Raw genomic sequence first — 21,709 nt, forward strand, 5'->3', positions numbered from 1 at the left:
AGTAACGCGATGATTCAGACTGAAACAATTCTGGAAGTTGCAGATAATAGTGGTGCACGACGTGTACAGTGTATTAAGGTACTAGGCGGTTCACATCGTCGTTATGCCTCTGTAGGCGACATCATTAAAGTATCTGTTAAAGAAGCAATTCCACGTGGTCGTGTTAAAAAAGGCGATGTAATGAATGCTGTGGTTGTACGTACCAAAAAAGGTGTACGTCGTCCAGATGGTTCAGTACTACGTTTTGATGACAACGCTGCAGTATTGCTTAACCAGAACAAAGCCCCGATTGCCACTCGTATCTTTGGGCCGGTAACTCGTGAACTACGTGGTGATCAATTCATGAAGATTGTATCACTAGCACCAGAAGTACTGTAGAGGTAACCCATGGCTAAATTACGTAAAGGCGACAGTGTTATTGTTATTGCTGGTAAAGACAAAGGCAAACAAGGCACTGTGCTAGCGGTAAAAAATGACCGTATCAAAGTTGAAGGCATTAACATCGTCACCAAACACCAAAAGCCAAATGCGGCAACTGGTGCTGAAGGTGGTATCGTTAAGCAAGAAGCATTTTTACATATTTCTAACGTCGCAATTTTTAATGCGCAAACCCAAAAAGCTGATCGTATTACTTATCAGTTTGACGAAGACGGCAACAAACAACGCGTCTATCGTTCAAACGGTGAAGTAGTGGCGACTGCGTAAAACACTAAGGGTGTAATAGCAATGGCTAGATTAAAATCACTATACAATGACCAGTACAAGCAACAGATCAAAGATGAACTAGGCTTGGAAAACGTCATGCAAGTACCAAAGATCACCAAAATTACTCTTAACATGGGTGTTGGCGGTGCTTCACAAGACAAGAAGCTTTTAGAAGGTGCCGTAGCGGACATGACTGCAATTGCAGGTCAGAAGCCGGTAATCACTAAAGCTCGTAAATCTGTCGCTGGCTTTAAAATTCGTGAAGAATGGCCAATTGGCTGTAAAGTGACACTTCGTGGCGAGCAAATGTATGAGTTTTTAGATCGTCTCATTGCTATTGCTATCCCACGTATCCGTGACTTCCGTGGCTTTTCACCAAAAGCTTTCGATGGTCGTGGTAACTACTCGTTAGGTATTAAAGAGCAAATCGTTTTCCCAGAAGTCGATTATGATAAAATTGATCGCCTTCGTGGGCTTGATATCACTATCACGACATCTGCTCAGGACGACGAGCAGGGTCGCGCACTGCTTAAAGCATTCGGCTTCCCATTCAAATAGGAATAAAGCATTATGGCAAAAAAGAGCATGATTAATCGCGAATTAAAACGCGAGAAAATGGTTGCTAAGTATGCTGAGAAGCGTGCAAATCTTAAAGCAATCATTAGTGACATGAACGCAAGTGATGAAGAAAGAATGGAAGCCATTCTTGAACTTCAATCACTTCCACGTAACTCGTCTCCAGTTAGACTACGTAACCGTTGTGGTGTAACTGGCCGTCCTCATGGTTACTTCCGTAAGTTTGGTTTATCACGTAACATTTTACGCGAACGCGTAATGCAAGGTGATGTTCCAGGCGTTCGTAAAGCTAGTTGGTAAGGGAGTAATACTATGAGTATGCAAGATACAGTTGCTGATATGCTAACCCGTATCCGTAACGCACAAATGGCACGTAAAGTTTCTGTTGCTATGCCAAGCTCAAAACTACGTAAGTCAATTGCTGACCTACTAGTTCAAGAAGGTTACATCGCATCTGCTGAAGTAACTGAAGAAGGCAATGGCAAAGCAACTTTAAGCATTGAATTAAAATACTTCGAAGGCAAGCCTGTTATCGAAGTAATCAAACGCTACAGCCGTCCAGGTTTACGTCAATACCGCGGTAAAGACGCAATCCCATCGGTACAGCAAGGTTTAGGTGTTGCGATCGTTTCAACCAGCCAAGGTATTATGAGTGATCGCGCTGCTCGTGCCGCTGGCATCGGTGGTGAAATCATCGCATTCGTTGCTTAAATCATATTTTGTATTATTTAACTTTTTTAAATTCTATTAATAGGGTATAATGGGCGCCTTTATTTAGGCACCTAGTTACTCATAATAGTTAAAAGCTTAAGTAATATAGAGCTGATTATTTAAATTAACAGGCCTAGTGCCTGTTAATTTTTTCATAATCATTCGTTATTTATCTGTTATTAAGGAATATTCCTATGTCTCGTGTGGCTAAAGCCCCAGTAGCACTGCCTAAGGGCGTAAGTGTTACTTTGAACGGTCAGCAGGTTGAAGTTAAAGGCAGTAAAGGTACTATGTCTTTACACCTGCATGATTTGGTCGAGCTAAAACAAGAAGATGATCAACTGATCTTATCACCTGTTTCTGACTCTAAAGAAGCTTGGATGCACACTGGTACCATGCGTTCATTAGTGAACAACTTGGTGGTAGGTGTTTCTGAAGGTTTTGAAAGAAAACTTCAGTTGATTGGTGTTGGTTACCGTGCTCAAGTAGCTGGTAGCAAAGTAACTCTAAACGTTGGTTACTCACATCCAATCGAATACACGCTTCCAGAAGGTGTTACTGCTGAAACCCCAAGCCAAACTGAAATCGTTTTAAAATCAAACGATAAGCAGGCACTAGGTCAAGCTGCTGCGAAAATCCGTGGTTATCGTCCGCCTGAGCCATATAAAGGTAAAGGTATCCGTTATAGTGACGAGCATGTGGTTCGTAAAGAAGCTAAGAAAAAATAAGGTGAAATGACATGTTTGATAAAAGAGCTGCTCGCTTACGTCGAGCTAAAAAAACACGTGCCCACATCCGTCATTTAGGTGTGCATCGTTTAGTTGTTAACCGTACTCCACGCCATATCTATGCTCAGATCATTTCTCCAACTGGCGGAGAAGTATTGGCTCAAGCTTCAACACTTGACAGCACTTTACGCTCTGGCGCTACTGGTAACGTTGATGCAGCTACTGCTGTAGGTAAACTTATCGCTGAACGTGGAAAATCTGCTGGTATCACTAAAGTTGCCTTTGACCGTAGTGGTTTCAAATACCACGGCCGCGTTAAAGCACTAGCTGACGCCGCTCGTGAAAATGGATTGGAGTTTTAATCATGGCTAAAGTAGAGCAAAATGACGGTTTAGTAGAAAAATTAGTTTCTGTTGATCGTGTATCTAAAGTTGTAAAAGGTGGTCGTATTTTCTCATTCACAGCATTAACTGTTGTTGGTGATGGTAACGGCCGTGTTGGTTTTGGACGTGGTAAAGCTCGTGAAGTTCCAGCTGCTATCCAAAAAGCACTTGAAGCTGCTAAACGCAACATGATCACTGTAGATCTTGATGGCGTTACTTTACAGCATCCAATTGTTGCCCGTCATGGTGCAAGTAAAGTATACATGCAGCCAGCTACTGAAGGTACTGGTGTAATTGCCGGTGGTGCAGTTCGTGCCGTACTAGAATCAGCTGGTGTAGAAGACGTATTAACTAAGTGTTACGGTTCAACGAACCCAACAAACGTAGTACGTGCAACATTCAATGGTTTACGTGATATGTCGTCTCCTGAAAAGGCGGCTGCAAAACGTGGTAAATCTGTAGACGAAATCTTGGGCTAACCATTATTTAGATATTAAAGTAGGTGAGTTACGATGAAAAAAATGAAAGTTACTCAAATTAAATCTGGTGCCCATCGCCTCAAGAGCCATAAAGCTTGTCTTATGGGCCTTGGTTTACGCCGTATTGGACATACAGTTGAAGTTGAAGACACGCCTTCAACCCGTGGAATGGTGAATCGCATCAATTACATGGTTAAAGTGGAGGAAGCGTAATGGGACTTAAATTAAACGAATTATCGCCAGCCGTAGGCGCCAAAAAAACTGCACACCGTAAAGGTCGTGGTATTGGTTCTGGCCTAGGCAAAACTGGTGGCCGTGGTGTTAAAGGTCAGAAGTCACGTTCAGGCTCAAGCATCGGTGCTGGTTTCGAAGGCGGTCAAATGCCTTTATACCGTCGCGTGCCTAAGTTTGGTTTTACCAGTCAAATGGCATTAACTACTGCAGAAGTACGTCTTTCTGAACTTAACAAGATCGATGGCGATGTAGTAAGCGTTGAAACTTTAAAAGAAGCAAACATCATCCGTCATGACATGAAACGTGCGCGTATCATCTTATCTGGCGAGATCACTAAAGCTTATACATTTAAAGGTGTTAAAGTGACCAAAGGTGCTAAAGCTGCTATTGAAGCTGCTGGTGGCACAGTTGAGGAAACTCAGGAGTAATTTAAATGGCGAAGCAATCTGTGCCTACCTCTGCAATTCCGATGAATCCGCTTGTCTTTATTCGTAAGTATGATGAGCTATGGAGTCGCTTGTTGTTTTTGATGGGGGCGCTGGTTGTTTACCGTTTAGGTTCACATATTCCAGTTCCTGGTATTAATCCAGTCAGCCTAGCTGAATTATTCTCTCGTAACGAAAACACCATCTTGAGCATGTTCAACATGTTTTCAGGTGGTGCTTTAGAGAGAATGTCAATTATGGCGCTTGGAATCATGCCATATATCTCAGCTTCTATTATCGTTCAGATGATGTCGGCCGTAATGCCGTCATTAGAAGCTTTGAAGAAAGAAGGAGAGTCTGGCCGCCGTAAATTGAATAAATATACGCGGCAGGGGACTCTCTTTTTGGCATCTATCCAAGCCATCTTTATGTGTACTGGATTAATCAGTCAAAACCTGACATTGTCTTCAGGATTAACATTTTATATACCTGCTGTGAGCTCCCTTGTAGCAGGCGCCATGTTCTTGATGTGGCTTGGTGAGCAAATTACAGAACGCGGTGTGGGCAATGGTATTTCAATGCTTATTTTTGCGAGCATTGTGGCCAGTGTACCTAGTATGTTAGGTCAGTCCTTTGAGATGGTAAAAAACGATCCTCAAAGTCTGATTGTACTGCTGGTATTTGCGGTATTAGGCATTGCAGTAACAGCAGGCATTGTGTTTATTGAAAGAGCACAGCGCCGTATTCCTGTGAACTATGCCCAAAAGCAGCAACTGGGTCGTAAAATTTATGCTGATCAACAATCACACTTACCGCTGAAAATTAACATGGCAGGGGTTATCCCAGCTATTTTCGCAAGTGCGTTGTTGATGTTCCCGGCAAGTTTAGGTCAATGGGTGGGTAACTCTGCCGATCCTAGTGCCTGGCAGCAATTTTTACAAACCATGTCATTGGTTCTAGCACCGGGTCAGCCATTATATTTGGCTCTATTTGGTGCAATGATTGTTTTCTTCTGTTACTTCTATACGGCGCTAGTTTTTAGTCCTAGAGAAGTGGCAGAGAACTTGAAGCGCAGTGGTGCTTATATTCCAGGTATTAGACCGGGTTTACAAACACAGCGTTATTTAGATCATGTTTTAAACCGTCTAACCTTTATCGGTGCGATTTATATGACTGTGATCTGTTTAATGCCGATGCTGCTACAGTCTTCATTTGGCATACCATTCCACCTAGGTGGTACATCACTTTTAATTATGGTAGTCGTGGTTATGGATTTCATTTCACAGCTACAGGCTCACTTAATGACACATCAGTATCATGACCAGACCCTAATCAAATAGTTTTAACTTATATTTAAAGTATTTGAGTAGGTCTGTTCAATAGGAGAAAATTATGAAAGTTCAAGCATCTGTTAAGAAAATTTGTGGTAGCTGTAAAGTAGTTCGCCGTAAAGGTAAAGTACACGTTATCTGTAAAGCAGAACCACGTCATAAACAGCGTCAAGGTTAATTGTTAATTTTTGTATTTTAGAGTAATTTATAATACAGATTACGAATTAAGCTTGAAAATTTAGGGCGGATGAGCTATCATCCGCCACTTGCCGTCGTTTACTAACTTTTATTTGGTTTTTTGGTACAAAACCAGACTGTCAAACACAAGATCATGTAAATGGCAAAATCTGAAACATAAGTCTGAAGATTATTTTTATATAATAAAGACTCATTTTTCATAACTGGAGAGAAATCAATGGCTCGTATTGCCGGCGTCAACATCCCGGATAACAAGCATGCAGTGATTTCATTGACTTATATCTTTGGTATTGGTCGTACTACCGCTCAGAAAATCTTAGAAGCGGTTGGTATCGAACCTACTACTAAAGTGAGTCAATTAGATGACGCACAGCTTGATGCTATCCGTGCAGAAGTTGGTAACTACATGACTGAAGGTGACCTTCGTCGTGAAGTTTCAATGAATATCAAGCGTTTGGTCGACTTAGGTTGTTACCGTGGCATCCGCCATCGTCGTAACTTACCTGTAAGAGGTCAAAACACGAAGAATAACGCTCGTACTCGTAAGGGTCCGATTCGTTCAATTAAAAGATAATTAACTTAGGAAGCTAAAAGATGGCAAAAGACACCCGTGGTCGTAAAAAAACGGCACGTCGTTCGGTATCCGAGGGCGTAGCCCACATTCATGCGTCTTTTAATAACACCATTGTAACGATTACTGATCGTCAAGGTAATGCATTGGCTTGGGCCACCTCTGGTGGACAAGGCTTCCGTGGTTCACGTAAATCTACACCATTCGCAGCCCAGGTTGCAGCTGAAGTTGCTGGTAAAGCAGCTCAAGAAACTTATGGTGTGAAAAATGTCGATGTTCTGGTTAAAGGTCCAGGACCGGGTCGTGAGTCTGCGGTAAGAGCTTTAGGTGCATTAGGTTATAAAATTAACAGCATATCTGATGTAACCCCAATCCCACACAACGGTTGCCGTCCGCCTAAAAAGCGTCGCGTATAAACTATTGTTACCGTATTTTTTGCTTTATTATTTATAGCAAATTATACGGTGTGTGTATTAAGACGAAATTACCGTTACAAGTTACTATTAAGACGTAACTCAAGGAGACACAAGCATGGCCCGTTATATTGGTCCAAAATTAAAGTTGTCGCGTCGTGAAGGTACTGATTTACAATTAAAATCAGGTGTGAAGCCTTATGACGTTAAAACTAAGAAAGCAGGTCGCGTACCTGGTCAACATGGCAACACCCGTAATAAAGCTTCTGAATACTCGCTACAGTTGCGTGAGAAGCAAAAAGTTAAGCGTATGTACGGCGTTTTAGAGCGTCAGTTCGCTAACTACTATAAAGAATCTGCACGTGCTCGCGCTGCAACTGGTGAACACCTATTGCAAATGCTAGAGCGTCGTTTAGACAACGTAGTATATCGTATGGGCTTTGGCTCAACTCGTGCTGAAGCACGTCAGTTAGTAAGCCACCGTGCGGTTATGCTTAAGAAAGCTGGTCGTGATGAGTTTGTTCGTGTGAACATTCCATCTATCCAAGTTCAAGATGGCGATGTGATCGCTATTCATGAAAAAGCGAAAGAACAGTTACGTATTAAGAATGCTATTGAACTTGCTACCCAACGTGGTATCCCTGAGTGGTTAGACGTTGATCATAGCAAAATGCAAGGTACATTTAAGCAAGCTCCAGATCGTATTGATCTACCTGCAGAAATCACCGAAAGCTTAATCGTTGAATTGTATTCTAAATAATCGCTAACAATAATTTGATTAACTAATCGAGGTGACAATATGATGCTTAATGCTACCGAGTTTCTGACCCCTAATGCCATTAATGTGGATGCGGTTGATGAAACCAACGCTAAAGTCACGCTCGAGCCGTTAGAACGCGGCTTTGGGCATACCTTAGGTAATGCCCTTCGTCGCATTCTTTTATCTTCGTTACCTGGTGCAGCGGTAATTGAAGCAGAAATTGAAGGTGTAGATCATGAATATTCTACCCTTGAAGGTCTGCAAGAAGACGTTCTAGATTTATTGTTAAATCTAAAAGGTCTTGCAATCACTATGCACGATCAAAATGAAGTGTTTTTAACACTAGACAAAAAAGGTCCTGGCATTATCACAGCGGCAGATATCGAACTGCCACATAACGTTGAGATTGTTAACCCTGATTTGGTTCTAGGTACGCTAGGTGACCGTGGTCATCTAAAAATGCGCTTACGTGTGGTTATGGGCCGTGGTTATGAGCCTGCTAACCTTCGTCGTGAAGACGGTGACACGAAGGCCATTGGTCGCTTGAAATTGGATGCTAGCTTTAGCCCAGTTTCACGTGTGGCTTACCAAGTTGAAAACGCTCGTGTTGAACAGCGTACGGATTTAGACCGTCTAATCATTGAATTAGAAACCAATGGTACGATCGATCCTGAAGAAGCAATTCGCAAAGCAGCAACTATTTTGCAGCAACAAATCTCGATTTTCGTAGATTTAGAAGCAGAAGAAGCGCCAGAGCCTGTGAAAGAGAAAGAAGAGGTTGATCCTGTGCTATTACGCCCAGTAGATGACCTTGAACTAACGGTTCGCTCAGCCAACTGTTTAAAAGCTGAAAACATTTACTATATCGGCGATTTGGTTCAGCGTTCAGAAACTGAACTGCTTAAAACACCAAACCTTGGTAAGAAATCATTAACCGAAATTAAAGACGTATTAGCGTCTAAAGGTCTTGAACTGGATATGCGCCTAGAAAACTGGCCACCAGCGGATCTACGTGTTGATGACCGTTTTTCTTACCGTAGCCGTTAAACTATTAAGGATATTTGACCATGCGACATCGTAAGAGTGGAGTTAAGCTGGGTCGCACCGGCAGCCATCGTAAGGCAATGTTCCAGAACATGACAAACTCTCTGTTTGAGCATGAACTGATCAAAACAACATTACCTAAAGCTAAAGAGCTTCGCCGTGTAGCTGAGCCTTTAATTACTTTGGCAAAAGAAGATTCAGTTGCTAACCGCCGTTTAGCATTCAGCCGTATGCGTAACAAAGATATGGTTGGTAAACTATTTGGTACACTAGCACCACGTTATCAAGAGCGCCCAGGTGGATACATCCGTATCATCAAATGTGGCAATCGTGATGGTGATAATGCACCAATGGCCTATGTTGAACTAGTAGACCGTGACTAATTTTTATTAGTTGTTTTACTGGTACTTGTGCCAGTAAAAAGAAACCTCAGTAGCGGTATAAATTCTGTTTTTCATGATTTATACAGTTGCTGAGGTTTTCTTATGCCTACTACTATCTTGTGCCCATTATAAATAGCTAACTAAATAGCTAAATAGAAAAATGGCGGATTAATCTAATTAATCCGCCATTTATATTGTTGTATTCAACTGCTTAACTATTACTTAGCTGACTCAGTTGATTTAGTTAATGCAGTGTGGCAGTAGGCATGCTGCTTAGTCAATTATTTGACTGGCATCACCAGCCCCTTGGCGAACTAACTCTGGTGGGAACACAGTCATATCAACAATGGTGGTTAGCTTGGTAGTTAGTACCCCTGCATTAATCATGATATCGATATTATTTCCTAGCTTTTCTTCGATATCAAAGGGGTCATCTAAGGCCAACTGCATGTCTGGTAGGATTAAAGAGCTGGTTAAAATAGGCTCTCCCATTGCTTCAAGTATCATCTGAGAGATAGGGTTAGAAGGGACCCTAATACCAATAGTCTTTTTCTTAGGATGCGATAGTTTCTTTGGGACATCTTTAGTGGCATCTAAGATAAAAGTAATAGGAGCTGGGGTAGTCGCTTTTAACAGCTTAAACTGTTTGTTGTCGACTGTGGCATAAGTGGCGATTTCGCTTAGGTCACGGCACAAAAGGGTAAACTGATGCTTATCATCAAGTTGCCTGATCAGTCTTAGCTTTTCAATGGCATTTTTTGAGCCTATTTTGCAGCCAAATGCATAACTGGTGTCTGTGGGGTAGACAATAAGTTGGTCCTGGTTTAAAGCGTCTACAACCTGACCAATAAGTCTTGGCTGCGGGTTATCTGGGTGTATGTATAGAGTTTGCATAAGATGCCTCCCTGTTTATTTTTTTCAATATTTTATAAACGGCATTATTGTCGTTATTATGGGTTGGTTTTTAATTATAGCTATTAAGGATGGGATTTTAACAAAAAGCGGTTTTAGCCCATCTCATTGTCTATACTATCATGACATACCAAGGCTAGGACTGTTAACAGCGTTTTTGCATCCCTAGGTAAGTTTTGTGGGGCATCGATATATAGTTTAGCTTGATTGTAAACATCTATCTCAAAAGTGCTCTGGCTGGTGTCGAAGTCAGCATGTAGATTATCTTGGGAGACTCTAAAGGGTCTGCCGCACATAAGACTAAATAAGCATTCAATGGCTTGAGGCTTGATTTCGACTTGTTCAAAGGCCTTTTGCTGAGCTTCAGTACGACCATCAGGAGCGTACCAGTAACCGAAGTCAGGTAGGGTGCGACGATGGCTGCCTGCCAGACTCCAGTGGCTTATTTCATGCAAAGCACTTTGAAAAAAGCCATGCGCAAATTCAATACGAGCAGGACCAGATTCAGTGGCTGGAAAATATTCAGGTTCACTTTCTCCGCGTACCAATTCAACGTTTTTGGCCGAAAAGACAGTATTAAATAAATCTATCAGCCAATCTACTTGTTCCTTCTCTATTGACTCAGCAGAGCGAGCTTTTGGCTCGTTTGGATCAATGTGTTGTAACTGTTGCCATTGCTGCTTAAAAGCCTCTGTATCGAAGTAGGCAGCGTTATTACAGTCATTAGCGATGGAGGTAGGGGGCTGAGTTAGATAATCAGCTAATTTACTGATGGCTAGCTTAGAAAAATGAATAGCAGACATAGAATATGAAATATTCCTAGGTAAAGATTAGAGGAAAAGGCACTAGGGTGGTAATTACTGCCCTAAGCCCTCAGATAAAAGAGTAAGTGGTATGCCATTCTATCAATTAATTTGACGCTGACAACCTTATAGCATTTAACGTCAGTGATTATCAGAAATTAAATATAGCCAATGACAAGTAAAGCAGGTTTGGCAGGGTAAAGGGCAGTTGATTGCCTGATTACTTAGAGGCCACATCGATATCAGTTTTAAATGAGAGAGAAGTATGACAAAATACAACCAGGATAATATGTCCACTAACCTGACGGATTCTAAATTGAGTAACCCTACACCCAATAGCAATACAGAAAAAAGCGCCCAACAGTTACCCAACCATGTTAACTTAGAGAAGTGGGAAGATGCCGGCTATGTATGGTCTGGTACTATCACGCCACGTATGCTAAGCAGACTGGTAGATACAGTTCCTGAACAGTATCAAGACAACGCCATCGAATTAAGATGTGAGCTAAAAAAACAAGGTCAGCTACTGACTTTGATTATGCAGTTCACTGGCGATATTTGGGTAACCTGTCAACGCTGCTTAACTCCTATGAGTATCGATGTCACTCATGATGCTGAGTTGATATTGCTACAGTATGAAGAGCAGCAAGGTTTGGTTGATGAGGCAGATGACTATCTTTTATTAGAAGAGTTATTGGCCGATCAGCCAGAGAACAAAAAAGGTGATAGACTGCTACCTTTGAAGAAGCTAGTGGAAGATGAGCTTTTACTGGACATCCCACTTTCTGCCAAACATGATGATTGTGAAATGGCGGTTGAACAAGTGGGTGAGATTATCGAGCAAGAGCCTGAAAATCCATTTGCAGCTTTAGAAGCCTTAAAAGGGAAGTTATAACTGAGCCTTTAATCCAGTTTTTATACGGATTTATTAGGCGAAGTAAACTTGGTAAAGTATTACCCCTTTATTTTATTGTCTAAAGCGAGTATAATCCCTCGTTTATTATTCCCAGATTTTAAACCTATTTGATTTTTAATAAGAGTTGCTCTTATTGAGGTCAATAGAGAACTCATTTTGCTAAGTGAGCATATTGTATTTTATAACCAAGTGTATATAAAATACAGGGCCCTCACCAATACAGCATATTTTAGAATAGGAGCAAGACCCATGGCTGTTCAAAAAAGTCGTAAAAGCCGCTCACGCCGTGATATGCGTCGTTCACACCACCATATGGAAGTTGCTGAGCTAAGCATCGATGCTACCACTGGTGAAAAACATCGTCGTCATCACATGACTAAAGATGGTTTCTACCGTGGCCGTCAATTGTTCAAAGCGAGCCAAGAAGACTAAGTTACAATCATTTTAATGATTGTGGTTTAATATAAGAGCTAAGCCTTACTAATGACTTCTATAGCATTAGTGGCGCTTGGCTCTTTTTTTATGAGTATGTTTAGGCACAAGAAGGCTGAAAATGTCATTTAAATCGTCGCAAGCAGTTAGAAAACAAGGTCAACCAGATATGCCACGTCGTATCGCGGTTGTATTTCCTGGCCAAGGTTCGCAAACTGTAGGTATGCTAAATGAGCTAAGCGAAGAGTATCCTATCGTTAAGCAAACATTTAGTGAAGCCAGTGAAGCGTTAGGATTTGATTTATGGGCAGTATGTCAGGATGAAGAGGAACTGGTCAAAACTGAAAATACTCAGCCTGCCTTACTAGCAGCTAGTATAGCTATCTGGCGTATTCTTAAAGAAAAATTGGACTTTGAGCCCTTATATTTTGCAGGACACTCTTTGGGCGAGTATAGCGCTCTATGTGCTGCAGGCTCTATTAAGTTTGAAGATGCTATAAAGCTGGTTCATGCTCGTGGTCAATTTATGCAGCAAGCTGTGATCGGAGTCGACACTAAGATGGCAGCAGTACTGGGCCTAGATAATAGCCAGGTGACCAGTCTTTGTGAACAAGTCGAAAGCAACCATGACGATACTGTAGTTAGTGCTGCTAACTTCAATAGTCCCGGTCAGGTTGTGGTAGCAGGTAACACAGAAGGCGTTGACATTCTTAGCCAACACATTCAATGTATGGGTAAGAGAATGTTACCCCTGAAAGTGAGCGTTCCTTCGCACTGTGCATTAATGCAACCGGCCACCGATGCTTTAGCTGAAAAGCTGGCTGAATGTGAGTTTCAGCTGCCAGAAGTGCCAGTCATTCAGAACAGATATGCGGCTCAAGAAAAGACAGTTATGGCCATCAAAAAAGCCTTAACTGAACAGCTAAGCAATCCTGTACTGTGGACTCAGACCATGCAAAAGCTGGCTGATAAACACATTAATCTGATTATTGAGTGTGGGGCAGGTACGGTTCTAAGTAACCTTGCCAAAAGACAAGATACGCCAATCGTCACTTATCCCACAGATAAGCCGGATCGTCTCGCTAAACTATTTGATAAGTTGAATGAGGAGCTTCCATGAGCCGTACAATTACTTTAGTAACTGGTGCCAGTCGTGGTATTGGTAAAGCCATTGCTAAGCGTTTTGCTAAGCAAGGGCATTTCGTTATTGGTACTGCTACGACAGCAGAAGGGGCTCATTCTATTGATGAGTATCTGCATGATGCAGGCGGCATTGGTCGTGTCCTAGATGTCACCAGTCAAGAGCAAATTGATAAGCTATTTGAAGAAATTGAAAGCGTCTATGGTAGCGTTCAAGTTTTGGTAAACAACGCAGGTATTTCCCAAGACGGCTTGCTAATTCGTATGAAAGATGAAGACTGGGATAAAGTGGTAGATACCAACTTGACCGCCATCTATCGTGTGAGTAAGCGTGCGATGCGAGGCATGATGAAAGCTCGTAAAGGTCGTATTATCAATATCACTTCTGTGGTAGCTGAAATGGGGAATGCCGGTCAGGCCAACTATGCCGCGACCAAAGCTGGCGTTGAAGGGTTCAGTCGTACTTTAGCTCGTGAAATTGGTTCTAGACAAGTCACAGTAAACTGTGTGGCTCCTGGTCTTATTGAGACAGATATGACCGATGAGCTGGATGAACGTCTATTAAACTCTATGCTCGATGCTGTGCCAGTTGGACGTTTGGGACAGCCTGAAGACGTGGCTGCAGCCGTCTCTTATTTGGCCAGTGATGAAGCCAGCTACGTGACAGGGGCGGTGATACCTGTTAACGGCGGTATGTACATGTAATGTGCTAATTTATTAGAATTAGTCTATGGCTTTTGTTATTATACACAGCAGATATAGAAAACAGTTGTACACAGAAGAGAAGTTGAATTACGATAGCTGATAATTGAGATTGGACTGATACTGACGTTACAATGTTTAAGCTTTAATTATTACTAAATCATTTTAAACCCATAACTCACTTTAAACTAAAAATAAGGATGGAGATTCCTATGAGCGAAGAAATTGAATTAAAAGTAAAATCAGCAGTTGCCGAACAATTAGATGTTGATATTGATGACATTAACAATGATTCTTCATTCATCAATGACTTAGGTGCTGACTCTTTAGACGTAGTAGAGTTGGTTATGACTTTCGAAAATGACTTCGATATCACTATTCCTGATGATGACTCAAATGAGTTAACCACTGTACAAAAAGCAGTAGATTACATCAAATCAAAACTTGAGTCTTAAGCCTTAATTTTCTTGAGTAAAATTGAAGTTTACGCTTTACTAAATGTGATCATGATTGATAAAAAAAGACCATAAATTAATTTATGGTCTTTTTTTTATTTGAACTTTCATGAGGTAATGGTTTTATTAAATTACTATCAAAAGAAATAAAACTTAACAATTATCTACATACGCATAGTAATAAATAATTTGGGTAGTCAGTATACTAAAAAAGTGGAAGACACAGTTATAGGTCACGCTTAGGGCTGCTTATCGGGTCTATTATTGCTGGTTTGGTTTAGGACTAAATTAAGTTTGGTACTAAAGTTAAAGTCAGTAGTGAGATAGATTTAGTAAAAGCGACTTTGAATAATAATAGTAGGTCTTAGAATTATACGTGGCTTGGCTTATATATTGACAATAAATTGATAAACAATAAATTATAGGAGAAATTCATGGGAATTTTTAGTTTTGCAAAGGATATGGGCGACAAGATTTTTAATCGTGATGACACTAAAAAAGAAACAGAATCACATGCGGATGCTAATAAAGCACCGGCAGCCGGTGAGCCATCAGCTCAATCAGTTGCTAACCTTTTATTAAAGCGTATTCAGCAGCAGAACCTTAATATCACTGACCTGAAAGTTAAATATAATGCGACTACAGATACTGCAGAAATTAGCGGTAATGCCGAAACTCAAGCTGACCGTGAAAAAGCAATTATCGCTATTGGTAACGTTCAACACGTAGCAAAAGTTATCGATAATATCGATATTAAACAAGACGCTCCTGAATCAACTATGTACACTGTAAAATCTGGTGACTCTTTATCTAAGATTGCTCAGGAAGTATATGGTTCAGCCAACGAATACAATAAGATTTTTGAAGCCAACAAGCCAATGCTGACTAGCCCAGATAAAATCTATCCAGGTCAAGTACTACGCATTCCTAAGCCATAATTATCCCTAAACGATAATTAAGCTATCTCTTTAAGAGAGAAACCGTTAAGAGAGTAATACTCCTCTTGTACGGTTTGGAATAGAAAAAAGCACCCACTTTCAAAGTAGGTGCTTTTTTTATTGTTAATCACAAACGATTTAAAACAATCCTATTTCTCCGCTGCTTTTGAACGTTGTTCTGAGATTGCCCACTGAATATGCTCGTCTAATACCTCTCCTAAAGTTCCTAATCTTGATTCAAGTAGAGCAATATTTATTTCATCATAAGGGGCATTGCCTATCCCGATGGCTAAGTTGCGTAAGAAGTTGTTATAACCAGTGCGGCGAATGGGACTGCCTTGAGTTTTGGTCAAGAAGGTTTCTTCTGACCACTGCCACAACTCAGCCAGTAAACTGTTGTCTAAGTTATGGCGAGCTAGAAAATCATCAATAGGGCTGACTTTGGCATAACGATTCCATGGGCAGATCAGCTGACAGTCGTCACAACCAAATACTCGGTTGCCAATGGCCTTTCTATATTTTTCGTCAATGACACCATCGTGCTCAATGGTCAAATAGGAGATACAAGCGTCTGCTTTGAGCCTGTAGGGGCCTATAATGGCTTGGGTAGGGCAGATATCTATACAGGCGCTACAACTACCACAGTGAGCCGTTACGGGGCTATCATCAGGTAAGGTTAAGCTCAAAAACAGCTCACCTAACACAAAAAAAGAGCCGGACTGTTTGTTAATCAATAAAGTGTGTTTCCCAGTCCAACCGAGTCCTGCGGCATCCGCTAAAGGCCGCTCAAAAATAGGGGCTGAGTCGCTAAAAGGTCGAAACACAAAAGGCTGTTCTGCATTAACGTCTAGGTGTTGCCACTGAGGCAACATGGCTTCTATTTGTTGTGCTAGCTTCTTTAATCGTGAGCGTAGAGTTTTGTGATAATCACGACCGCGAGCATAACGGGCAATAATGGCATGATTGGGGCGAGAATTGTCCTCTATTTGCCGCGGCTTAGGAGGGGTTTCAAGATAGTCCATTCGTACCGATATGATGGTACGAGTACCTTCTACCAATAGTCCTGGGTTGGCTCGCTTATCATGATTTAATTCCAAAAAGCTAAGTTGACCGTGATGCCCTTCTGCCAACCAGTCGCGTAGCCCTTGCATTTGTTGTTCAAAAACCGGGTGAGACACACTGATAAAGCCGCAGTCAGCAAAGCCTAACGCCAATGCTTGCTCATGTATCCAGTTTTTGACATCTTGTGCGTCATTAAAAGGATTGAGGCTAAGAGGCTGGGAGGTGTTTGAATCTGGAGGGGAAGAAGCTGTCATAAACAGGGGACTCGAAGCTTATATAAAGGAGTATGATAAGCTATTATCAAACAAATATAAAACCTAGCTAAGGCTCGCTTTATCTAGCCCTACTCATACAAGGAGTGCTTGAGATATGCCACTACGTCATATGCCAAACCAAGAGTATCGTCAGCCCATCGCTTTATTTACCCCAAAGCAGGTCTATGCTATGGAAAAAATTTGGTTTGAGAAAGGCAATATAAGCTATTCATTAATGCAGCAGGCCGCTTGGCAGATTGCTCACTGGGTAAATCAAAATATTGTGGCCAGAGCTTATCCTCAGCTAGATGAAAAAGGCAGGCCTTATATAGCAGAGAATACAGCATTAACGGCTTGTGTCTGGGTGGGCAGTGGCAATAATGGTGGTGATGGGTGGTTGGTCGCGTATTACTTAAAACAGATGGGTGCCAAGGTGTCTGTTATCGAGGTGGCTCAAGCGTCAACAGATGATGCCAAATCTGCAAAGAATCAAGCCATACAAAGTGGGATAACCGTTTATCCCTTCTCTGAAGGGCAGTATCAATCTGTAGTAGCTGACGCAGACTTATATATCGATGCTTTATTTGGTATTGGCTTGGACCGAATACCCACTCAGGCTTATGCAAAAGCCATCATGGCAATTAATGAGCGTAAACGCTATCAAGCAGATAGGCTGAATGTCCTTAGTATTGATATACCAAGTGGACTAGTGGCCAGTACCGGACAGGTATTTGAGGGGTGTGCGGTCAAAGCTGATGTTACCTTGTGCTTAGTAGCACGCAAATTAGGACTACATATCAAAGATGCGGCTGACTATTGTGGTCAAATAATAGACATACCTTTGATACCAAGTGCCCTAAATCAGCCGCCTGTGGCTTGGCTGCAGTATCAAGCTACGCCGCTGATCCAACGTGAAAATAACACTCACAAAGGCAGCTTTGGCCATGCGTTAATAATAGGCGGCAATCAGGTAGATGGCTCTCAGGGCATGGGTGGCGCTACTATTTTGTCAGCAACAACGGCCTTTGCTACTGGCGTAGGTAAGCTGACAGTGGCGTGTCATACCGCGTTTCATAGTAGTCTGATTGGCAGCGTCCCTAACGCTATGAGTTTGGATTTACACAACACTCAAGCGGTGAAAGCTTTAATAGAGCAAAGTGACACCATCGCCATAGGCATGGGCTTAGGACGAGATGAGTTAAGTCTTCGTTTGTTTGCAGAATATCTACAGCACTCTCTAGAGCTGGGTAAAGATTTAATTATTGATGCTGATGGTCTGTATCATTTGGCGACGCTAGCAGATGAGACCCCACAGCTTATTGAGCAGTTAATTGCTCATGCTAAGCTCAATGAAGTTTGGTACACCCCGCATAGTGGTGAGGCTGCGAGACTGCTGAACACTAAGGCAAGTGAGGTTGAAGCTGATAGGTTAGCCGCTTTGTCCAGCTTACAAAATAAATATCACGGCAGCTGGCTATTAAAAGGAGCAGGCTCTATGGTGATGAGTAATCAGCAGGTTTATGTCTGCGGTGCAGGCAATCCAGGTATGGCCACAGCTGGCATGGGAGATGTTTTATCAGGTCTAGCAGCAGGTCTACTCGCGCAGTCTACTCTGGCTAAGAGCACCCGAAGCCTACATCAAGCAGTGATGTTACATGCAATGGCAGGAGATAAGTTACAGCACACAAAAGGGGCGTGGGCGGTTCAAGCCAGCGATATGCCAGAAAAGGTAGGTGAGATATTTAAACAATGGACGCTAAATTAAGCTCAATAAAGGACTTTATAGCGGATTCTTACAGTATTGAGCCAGTAACTTTTGGGTATCTTCTATTTTGACAGCCACTTCTACTGGGTTTAAATAGTAACGCTCTCCACCAGATTTGGACTCATAAATATCTCCTCCAGCTTGTAAGTTAGACAGGTTGTTGTTGAGTTTTTGGCACTGAGAAGCAGTGGCTGCATTTGGGCCAGAAGATTTTGATGTGGGGACGGGAGGGTTTTGATTGTTGCCAGTTAGGTCTTCGCTAATTTGATTACTGCTGATAGGCGCCAAAAGTCCTGGCTGGCTTGGCTGACCATCACTACGCATTTCAATGACTTGCGCCTTACTGCCTGTCTCAGGTGCAAATTGTGAGTACTTAGTCTCACCAAACTTGCCCACACTTTTATAAATGGTTTTATAGCCGATGTGTTGTTGCGTTTGCGCTTGTTGTGCCAGAGCCAGGGCAGGACTAAAAGCACAAAGGCCAGCTGTTATTATTATCTGGAAGGCATCCAGAACCCTATTGCTACCAATAGGGTTTTTTACTGTGCGATAACGCAGGGGGAATGCCATGGGGCTGATGTCCAGATAAAGGGGAAGAGGCTGTAATCAACAGCTGAGAGTGCTAAGTTTAATAGCGCTTAATGCCCTTATCTTTAGGAATGGTCTCTTCATGGAGTGGGAATTTGGCTGGGTCATCGATGGTTTTACGGTCGTTGAAATAATGATTTAGAGTGCGTCTAACCGCTTCGAACGCAATGTCATCCCATGGGATATCAGCTTCTTCAAATAAGGCACATTCTAAACTTTCGGGACCGACATCATATTTGCCTTCTTGTAGTTCAGCCAGATACAGAACATAAATTTGACCAATATGAGGAATGTCGTATAGGCAATAAAGATGAGAGTTGATGGCCACAGCGTCGGCCTCTTCTACGGTTTCACGAGCTGCGCCTTGCGCCATGGTTTCCCCAATTTCCATAAAGCCTGCAGGTAGGGTCCAGTAGCCATATCTAGGCTCAATAGCACGGCGACAAAGCAGTACTTTACCTTCATGAATGACGATGGCACCACAGATTACCTTTGGGTTTTCATAGTGAATATAATGGCAGCTGGGACAAACCAAACGGGGATTGTTATCTCCCTCAGGAATCTTGTGTTCCGCTTGGTGGCCGCATTGTAAACAGTACGCCATAGGGCAGTCCTTATTATTGTATGTTGTGACTTTATCAATGTTTTTAGAATGTAGAATATTTTTTTATAAGCGGGCTATAACTGTATGATGATACGCTTGATATCATTAATAATACAAAATAACCTAAACGTGCAAGTCATCAAGATAGCATACTTAAAGGCAATACGTTAGTCTAACCTTAGTCTGTTAACTGTTTGAAATTTATTTAAAAGGTCTTATGAAACCCTCTACTGAAATGACATCGGCTATAAGAATGAAGCATCAAAATATCCACTCTCCTAGATTTGAAGAGTTGGCTGTGGTGTTGCCGGAGTACATCACCCACCCTGAGCTAAGGCAGATGGCACAGCGAGTACAGCAGGCTATGTTTCAAGATGGTGTTGTGAGTTGTCATACCCATAATAATACATTTGAACACGAAGGGGAGATTGGTCGAGTAAAGGCCATACTAGATCACCTTATTAATACTCCAAACTCTGATGCGGCAGTGTTGGTGCTCATTACCAATGAGCCACAGCCAAAGATATTGTTAACCAGGCGAGCAGCACATCTAAGCAGTCATGCCGGTGAAGTCTCTTTTGCAGGAGGTAAGCATGATGACGGTGATGGTAACAACGTGGTCACGGCTTTACGTGAAGCCTGTGAAGAAACCGCATTACCACCCAATAAGGCTCAGATTGTCGGTCAGCTGCCCACCCAGATTTCTAAAAAAGGGTTAGAGGTCAGGCCGATTGTGGCATTGGTAGAGCCGCCAGTGACTTATGTTCCTGAGCTTGGAGAAATCGCCCGAATATTTTGGGGAGATTTTAAAAAGATAATCACTGAGCCTACTTGTGATTATGTGCTGCCTTATACGATGGGAGGTCAAACCATTCACATTAAGACGCCTTGCTGGAAAATAGAAGGTGAAGTAGTGTGGGGACTGACTGGTAGGATATTGGCCAGCTTACTAGAAGTGGGTTTTGATCGACAGATTGAGTGGTATTATCAGCCAGTAGAGGAGCAGTCCCAACTGGCCGATAACGAATAGGTTTGGCTGTTATTCCTTAAATGATGCGAATAGTACCCGTATATATTTTGGTTATTTGGCCCTCACTGCTCGTTTTAAGCTGTAAGCTGCCATCTTCGTTTAGGCCTACTATCTCTCCTTGTAATATCACTGGTTTTGCAGTATCTAAAGCCGACTGATCAGCCTGTTTTAAAGGGTGCTGGGTGATTTGTACCTGACGACCTGCTAGCACGTTGACTGAGTTATAGTCGTTAATGAAATTAGGTAGGCTATAGGCTTCTTGTTTAAAGCTGATAAATTGTTGGATGGCACGCAAAATCGTAGCACTAACAGGCAGGTATAAATCATCTGCTTTAGGGTGAGGGAAGGCTTGCGTTGTTAGCCCAGTTGCGTGTTGAGTGGTCTGGCTTTGTGCTTTTTTATTTTTATCCGTAACGGCTTGCTCGGTCTCATTTATAATTTGACTTAAGCTGACCGCTTGATAATCCATACCTTCCTTGGTGGTGTTACAAAGCACTGGGGCGGCCTCGATATTTATACCTACCCCCACAATAACCCCAGTAATTTTGTTATCGACCAATACCGGTTCAATTAAAATACCCGCCAACTTTCTAAAGCTATTACGCTCAGAGCAGTTTGCTTCTGTTGTTTCCTGCGCTGCATAGTAACCAATATCATTGGCCCATTTAACCCCAATAGCGGGAAGGTTGGCCGCATGACGCTGACGGTTTATCTGCTGGATAATGGGCAGGCGAGTTAAATGAAAGCCGACGACCAAAGACAATAAGCCGGAGATGGGTACTGACAAGGGGTGATATAACGAGAGATAGATATTGCCGATAGGGGATTGCCAGGTACGGGCTCTTTGACCTCGCCCTGCGGTTTGGGTGCTGGCCGTTAGTAGGTAAGGTTGGTTGCAGTCTATTTTTTGTTCAGCCAAACTTTGCATAAGTTCATTATTGGTTGAACCACACACAGCTAGATGATGATGCGTGATAGGCTGAGAGGTCTGAGGGGTATAAGAATACATAGCGAAGCCTAGATTTAGCTTATAGGAGATGTCAGGGTAGTTTATACGCTTAATGCGGTCAATAGCTAAAGCTAGGGTAGGGTCATAGATTGTTTCAATTTCAATAAATGCTTTTGCTATACTGTGAGTTTCCTATTTTTAGATAGCTAAGAAGTGGC

Annotated in this window: 31 protein-coding genes; 25 read left to right on the plus strand and 6 right to left on the minus strand. The window is 42.2% G+C overall.

Annotation, left to right across the window (positions count from 1 at the left end):
* The first annotated feature begins 9 nt into the window (after positions 1 to 9).
* The 17 genes from rplN to rplQ all read left to right on the plus strand — a co-directional run bounded on the left by rplN (position 10) and on the right by rplQ (position 8,941).
* On the plus strand, positions 10 to 378 hold the full coding sequence (gene rplN / locus A1232T_RS05380; protein ID WP_007394238.1) for a 50S ribosomal protein L14: 369 nt from the start codon (positions 10 to 12) through the stop codon (positions 376 to 378).
* Positions 379 to 387: 9 nt separating this feature from the next.
* Complete coding sequence (gene rplX, locus A1232T_RS05385) at positions 388 to 705, plus strand: 50S ribosomal protein L24 (RefSeq protein WP_077448453.1); 318 nt, start codon at positions 388 to 390, stop codon at positions 703 to 705.
* 21 nt (positions 706 to 726) lie between these two features.
* Positions 727 to 1,263, plus strand: a complete 537-nt coding sequence (gene rplE / locus A1232T_RS05390; protein WP_007394236.1) for a 50S ribosomal protein L5 — start codon at positions 727 to 729, stop codon at positions 1,261 to 1,263.
* A 12-nt stretch (positions 1,264 to 1,275) separates the two neighbouring features.
* Positions 1,276 to 1,581, plus strand: coding sequence for a 30S ribosomal protein S14 (rpsN, locus tag A1232T_RS05395; RefSeq protein ID WP_077448454.1), 306 nt, complete (start codon positions 1,276 to 1,278; stop codon positions 1,579 to 1,581).
* A 12-nt stretch (positions 1,582 to 1,593) separates the two neighbouring features.
* On the plus strand, positions 1,594 to 1,992 hold the full coding sequence (rpsH, locus tag A1232T_RS05400) for a 30S ribosomal protein S8 (RefSeq protein ID WP_077448455.1): 399 nt from the start codon (positions 1,594 to 1,596) through the stop codon (positions 1,990 to 1,992).
* Between the two features lie 194 nt (positions 1,993 to 2,186).
* Entirely contained in the window at positions 2,187 to 2,720 is a 534-nt protein-coding gene (gene rplF, locus A1232T_RS05405; protein ID WP_077448456.1) for a 50S ribosomal protein L6, read from the plus strand.
* An 11-nt stretch (positions 2,721 to 2,731) separates the two neighbouring features.
* Positions 2,732 to 3,082 (plus strand): 50S ribosomal protein L18, encoded by a 351-nt coding sequence (gene rplR, locus A1232T_RS05410; RefSeq protein WP_077448457.1) that lies wholly within the window; start codon positions 2,732 to 2,734, stop codon positions 3,080 to 3,082.
* Positions 3,083 to 3,084: 2 nt separating this feature from the next.
* Positions 3,085 to 3,582, plus strand: a complete 498-nt coding sequence (rpsE, locus tag A1232T_RS05415; protein ID WP_077448458.1) for a 30S ribosomal protein S5 — start codon at positions 3,085 to 3,087, stop codon at positions 3,580 to 3,582.
* A 33-nt stretch (positions 3,583 to 3,615) separates the two neighbouring features.
* Positions 3,616 to 3,795, plus strand: coding sequence for a 50S ribosomal protein L30 (gene rpmD / locus A1232T_RS05420; protein ID WP_007394230.1), 180 nt, complete (start codon positions 3,616 to 3,618; stop codon positions 3,793 to 3,795).
* Positions 3,795 to 4,244, plus strand: a complete 450-nt coding sequence (gene rplO / locus A1232T_RS05425; protein ID WP_077448459.1) for a 50S ribosomal protein L15 — start codon at positions 3,795 to 3,797, stop codon at positions 4,242 to 4,244. Before rpmD ends, rplO begins: the two co-directional genes overlap by 1 nt.
* A 5-nt stretch (positions 4,245 to 4,249) precedes the next feature.
* Positions 4,250 to 5,581, plus strand: a complete 1,332-nt coding sequence (gene secY / locus A1232T_RS05430) for a preprotein translocase subunit SecY (protein ID WP_077448460.1) — start codon at positions 4,250 to 4,252, stop codon at positions 5,579 to 5,581.
* 52 nt (positions 5,582 to 5,633) lie between these two features.
* Positions 5,634 to 5,750, plus strand: a complete 117-nt coding sequence (gene rpmJ / locus A1232T_RS05435) for a 50S ribosomal protein L36 (RefSeq protein WP_007394227.1) — start codon at positions 5,634 to 5,636, stop codon at positions 5,748 to 5,750.
* A gap of 237 nt (positions 5,751 to 5,987) precedes the next feature.
* Positions 5,988 to 6,344 (plus strand): 30S ribosomal protein S13, encoded by a 357-nt coding sequence (rpsM, locus tag A1232T_RS05440; protein WP_028858236.1) that lies wholly within the window; start codon positions 5,988 to 5,990, stop codon positions 6,342 to 6,344.
* Between the two features lie 20 nt (positions 6,345 to 6,364).
* Complete coding sequence (gene rpsK, locus A1232T_RS05445) at positions 6,365 to 6,757, plus strand: 30S ribosomal protein S11 (RefSeq protein ID WP_007394225.1); 393 nt, start codon at positions 6,365 to 6,367, stop codon at positions 6,755 to 6,757.
* A gap of 115 nt (positions 6,758 to 6,872) precedes the next feature.
* Positions 6,873 to 7,514 carry a 30S ribosomal protein S4 gene (rpsD, locus tag A1232T_RS05450; protein WP_077448461.1) on the plus strand — a complete coding sequence of 214 codons (642 nt, stop codon included), beginning with the start codon at positions 6,873 to 6,875 and terminating at the stop codon, positions 7,512 to 7,514.
* A 39-nt stretch (positions 7,515 to 7,553) separates the two neighbouring features.
* Positions 7,554 to 8,561 carry a DNA-directed RNA polymerase subunit alpha gene (locus tag A1232T_RS05455; protein ID WP_028858233.1) on the plus strand — a complete coding sequence of 336 codons (1,008 nt, stop codon included), beginning with the start codon at positions 7,554 to 7,556 and terminating at the stop codon, positions 8,559 to 8,561.
* 20 nt (positions 8,562 to 8,581) lie between these two features.
* Entirely contained in the window at positions 8,582 to 8,941 is a 360-nt protein-coding gene (gene rplQ, locus A1232T_RS05460; RefSeq protein WP_028858232.1) for a 50S ribosomal protein L17, read from the plus strand.
* 273 nt (positions 8,942 to 9,214) lie between these two features.
* Here rplQ and A1232T_RS05465 read toward each other — a convergent pair whose 3' ends face one another.
* Entirely contained in the window at positions 9,215 to 9,835 is a 621-nt protein-coding gene (locus A1232T_RS05465) for an L-threonylcarbamoyladenylate synthase (protein WP_077448462.1), read from the minus strand.
* Between the two features lie 113 nt (positions 9,836 to 9,948).
* On the minus strand, positions 9,949 to 10,656 hold the full coding sequence (locus A1232T_RS05470; RefSeq protein WP_077448463.1) for an elongation factor P hydroxylase: 708 nt from the start codon (positions 10,654 to 10,656) through the stop codon (positions 9,949 to 9,951).
* 265 nt (positions 10,657 to 10,921) lie between these two features.
* On the opposite strand from A1232T_RS05470, the gene A1232T_RS05475 reads away from it, so the two are divergent.
* The 6 genes from A1232T_RS05475 (at position 10,922) to lysM (ending at position 15,239) form a co-directional block, all read left to right on the plus strand.
* Positions 10,922 to 11,551 (plus strand): YceD family protein, encoded by a 630-nt coding sequence (locus tag A1232T_RS05475; RefSeq protein ID WP_077448464.1) that lies wholly within the window; start codon positions 10,922 to 10,924, stop codon positions 11,549 to 11,551.
* 270 nt (positions 11,552 to 11,821) lie between these two features.
* Entirely contained in the window at positions 11,822 to 12,004 is a 183-nt protein-coding gene (gene rpmF / locus A1232T_RS05480; protein WP_011959737.1) for a 50S ribosomal protein L32, read from the plus strand.
* 121 nt (positions 12,005 to 12,125) lie between these two features.
* Positions 12,126 to 13,124, plus strand: coding sequence for an ACP S-malonyltransferase (gene fabD, locus A1232T_RS05485; RefSeq protein ID WP_077448465.1), 999 nt, complete (start codon positions 12,126 to 12,128; stop codon positions 13,122 to 13,124).
* Positions 13,121 to 13,849, plus strand: a complete 729-nt coding sequence (gene fabG, locus A1232T_RS05490) for a 3-oxoacyl-ACP reductase FabG (RefSeq protein ID WP_077448466.1) — start codon at positions 13,121 to 13,123, stop codon at positions 13,847 to 13,849. Before fabD ends, fabG begins: the two co-directional genes overlap by 4 nt.
* 209 nt (positions 13,850 to 14,058) lie before the next feature.
* A complete protein-coding gene (acpP, locus tag A1232T_RS05495) occupies positions 14,059 to 14,301 on the plus strand; it encodes an acyl carrier protein (protein ID WP_037031550.1) in 243 nt (80 codons plus the stop codon).
* A gap of 434 nt (positions 14,302 to 14,735) precedes the next feature.
* Positions 14,736 to 15,239 (plus strand): peptidoglycan-binding protein LysM, encoded by a 504-nt coding sequence (gene lysM / locus A1232T_RS05500; RefSeq protein ID WP_077448467.1) that lies wholly within the window; start codon positions 14,736 to 14,738, stop codon positions 15,237 to 15,239.
* A 149-nt stretch (positions 15,240 to 15,388) separates the two neighbouring features.
* Here the strand turns inward: lysM and queG are convergent, their stop codons facing one another.
* A complete protein-coding gene (gene queG, locus A1232T_RS05505; RefSeq protein WP_077448468.1) occupies positions 15,389 to 16,555 on the minus strand; it encodes a tRNA epoxyqueuosine(34) reductase QueG in 1,167 nt (388 codons plus the stop codon).
* Between the two features lie 115 nt (positions 16,556 to 16,670).
* On the opposite strand from queG, the gene A1232T_RS05510 reads away from it, so the two are divergent.
* On the plus strand, positions 16,671 to 18,320 hold the full coding sequence (locus tag A1232T_RS05510) for a bifunctional ADP-dependent NAD(P)H-hydrate dehydratase/NAD(P)H-hydrate epimerase (RefSeq protein ID WP_077448469.1): 1,650 nt from the start codon (positions 16,671 to 16,673) through the stop codon (positions 18,318 to 18,320).
* Between the two features lie 15 nt (positions 18,321 to 18,335).
* On the opposite strand, the gene A1232T_RS05515 is transcribed toward A1232T_RS05510, so the two are convergent.
* Complete coding sequence (locus A1232T_RS05515; protein WP_077448470.1) at positions 18,336 to 18,890, minus strand: hypothetical protein; 555 nt, start codon at positions 18,888 to 18,890, stop codon at positions 18,336 to 18,338.
* 58 nt (positions 18,891 to 18,948) lie between these two features.
* The gene (locus A1232T_RS05520) at positions 18,949 to 19,512 is read right to left on the minus strand and encodes an NUDIX hydrolase (protein WP_077448471.1); all 564 of its coding nucleotides are present in this window, start codon (positions 19,510 to 19,512) and stop codon (positions 18,949 to 18,951) included.
* 217 nt (positions 19,513 to 19,729) lie between these two features.
* Between A1232T_RS05520 and A1232T_RS05525 the strand changes: the two genes are divergently transcribed.
* Entirely contained in the window at positions 19,730 to 20,542 is an 813-nt protein-coding gene (locus A1232T_RS05525) for an NUDIX hydrolase (protein ID WP_244152391.1), read from the plus strand.
* 16 nt (positions 20,543 to 20,558) lie between these two features.
* Here A1232T_RS05525 and A1232T_RS05530 read toward each other — a convergent pair whose 3' ends face one another.
* Positions 20,559 to 21,551 carry a biotin--[acetyl-CoA-carboxylase] ligase gene (locus A1232T_RS05530; protein WP_077448473.1) on the minus strand — a complete coding sequence of 331 codons (993 nt, stop codon included), beginning with the start codon at positions 21,549 to 21,551 and terminating at the stop codon, positions 20,559 to 20,561.
* Between the last annotated feature and the right edge of the window lie 158 nt (positions 21,552 to 21,709).

This window comes from Psychrobacter pasteurii (genome assembly GCF_900162815.1).
Taxonomy (GTDB): domain Bacteria; phylum Pseudomonadota; class Gammaproteobacteria; order Pseudomonadales; family Moraxellaceae; genus Psychrobacter; species Psychrobacter pasteurii.